Below are 2,069 nucleotides of genomic sequence, written 5' to 3' on the forward strand. Positions count from 1 at the left end.
CAGACGCACTGAGTGTATTTTTGTTACTCAATTCAGCAGTCTTTCCTATGAGAGCTGTTTTGATGTCTCCTTTGAACGTTCCATAGGAGAAGAGGGCATTTATGTAGATGCCATTGTCATGATTGAGATTACCATAGGCAGCAAGTGACCACTTATCGAGCGCGGTTTTGTCAGCACCTTCGATATCTTTTGGGGTAAAGGCTAGTTTTCCATATGTTCCCAAAAGACCAAAATTTGTGGTTATGTTTTGATCTTCTCGCGTGGCTAATGTAACACCTGCTTGTAAAGCTGCGTAGTGCAGATCAGCCCCATAACCATATTGTAAGGGAGTACGGTGAGAGGACAATGTCATCTTATTACCATAAGTGGATAAGAAGACTCCTCTGTTTTTATGATCCTTTGTTTCAAATGCTGTTGTCCGCATATTGTTGATCAATGTATTTTGACTGTTCACATCAGCAAAGCCAGCGGAGAATAGAGCATTTGGCATAACCAAATAGCTTGCCACTTGTGGGACAAGGGCTGGAATTTTTCCTTCATCATCAAGGGTTGCTCTTTGTAGGCGGAAATCCCAGAAATCCTTCTTTTCTCTCAAGAGGCTTTGCGCGTTTGCTGCTTTATCACGGCTGGATGTTGCCTCATCTTGCATACTGCGCTCAATTTCCACAACCACGTCGCCTAATACAACATGTTTCGTTTTGTTGTTTTCAGCACTTCCTTCTGATTCTTGAGATACACTTCCCAAGAGTTTTTGCGTGCTTGCTGCTTTGCCATGACTGGATGTTGCTCCATAGCCCTTGAGGACATATTTATAGGGCAATTTATTCATTGTTGTGTAGCCATGTGCCAGTTTGAAGGCATTTTCATCTGCTTTCCCAGAAACCTGAACAAGTGAAAGACCTCGTTCATTTAAAGGAATAGAATCTTCGGCTTCTAACATCTCACTTTCAGCAAGATTTTTGACATGGATTGTTGTGGTGCCTGATACATTACCATGGACAAGCAGGTGGTCAGCTTTTTGTTGTTCTATTGCTAGACCATCACTCCATTCGATATTGAAATAAATATTTGCATGGCCCGTTGCATTATAAACGCTCTTTGTTGCAGGAGTTCTCTCTTCTTGCGATGTAGATTCTTCAGCTATTCGTCCTACACTCAAGGTTTGATACTGCCCCTTTGCTAGCTCATGGGGCGCATTAAATACGATCGAGCTATTATTAAGATTGAGTACTGAAACGGTAGATAGTGCTCGTTGCTTAATGTTATGGAGTGCATAATTAAATGTACTAAAATCACGATTTATGTCGTATCGACTTACATTTAAATACCACTTGCTCCCATTGTTTAAATTAAAAACAGTTGTATTTGCTTCTAAGGTTCTTGCTCTTCCTTCTATGATAGAATTATCGGCGGTTAGTACAAAAGTAACAGGATGAGGATCAGAATCTGTTTTCTTTTTTACATTATTGTACAATAATACATCAGAACGAATTTCTGAATTTCTAAGTTGAACTTCGGCAACAGACTTTGAAGATGAGGGTCCTAGAATAGCCTCACCGTGTTTCACAAAAAGTTTTGTATTGGTCAGGATGGCTTTATTTACAACTTCTTCACCTTCTTTCAGAAAAAAATCTAAAATGGTGTGAAAAACAATGCCGGATTTCTTTTTAGATTCTATGAATGAATCTTCAACATTAATAATACCGTTTGTAATTGATAGACCAGTATACAAGGCATTGACGTTAACTCCTTTTGCATTAATGCGTCCACCTTTTGATACAGCAAGTGCAAACGAAGCTGAATGTATTGTTGAGTCTTTAATTGTAGCAATTGCTTTTTCAGTGGCGTGCACTGCGGTTAATCCGTTGCGGATAAAAACATTATCAAGAGTTTTTTCTTCTCCGTTCTCCAGCTTAAACTCTTTAACAACTTTAGGATATTCTGTATTTGCATAAGTTGGAGTGAAATGAGAAAAAATGAAAGTTCCAGCAATTGTACATAACAAAAGATTTTTCTTATAAATAGATTTCTTACACATAGATATGCCTTTAGTATTGGTATGCCTTTGA

1 protein-coding gene is annotated in these 2,069 nt (G+C 38.6%); it reads right to left on the minus strand.

The window, feature by feature from the left end; genetic code table 11:
* A partial coding sequence (locus PVV64_RS10250) for an autotransporter outer membrane beta-barrel domain-containing protein (RefSeq protein WP_273760883.1) occupies nucleotides 1–2,038 on the minus strand: 2,038 nt, incomplete at its 3' end.
* Nucleotides 2,039–2,069: the final 31 nt, after the last annotated feature.

Origin of the sequence: Bartonella sp. ML70XJBT.G (genome assembly GCF_028618575.1) — a bacterium.
Classification (GTDB): domain Bacteria; phylum Pseudomonadota; class Alphaproteobacteria; order Rhizobiales; family Rhizobiaceae; genus Bartonella.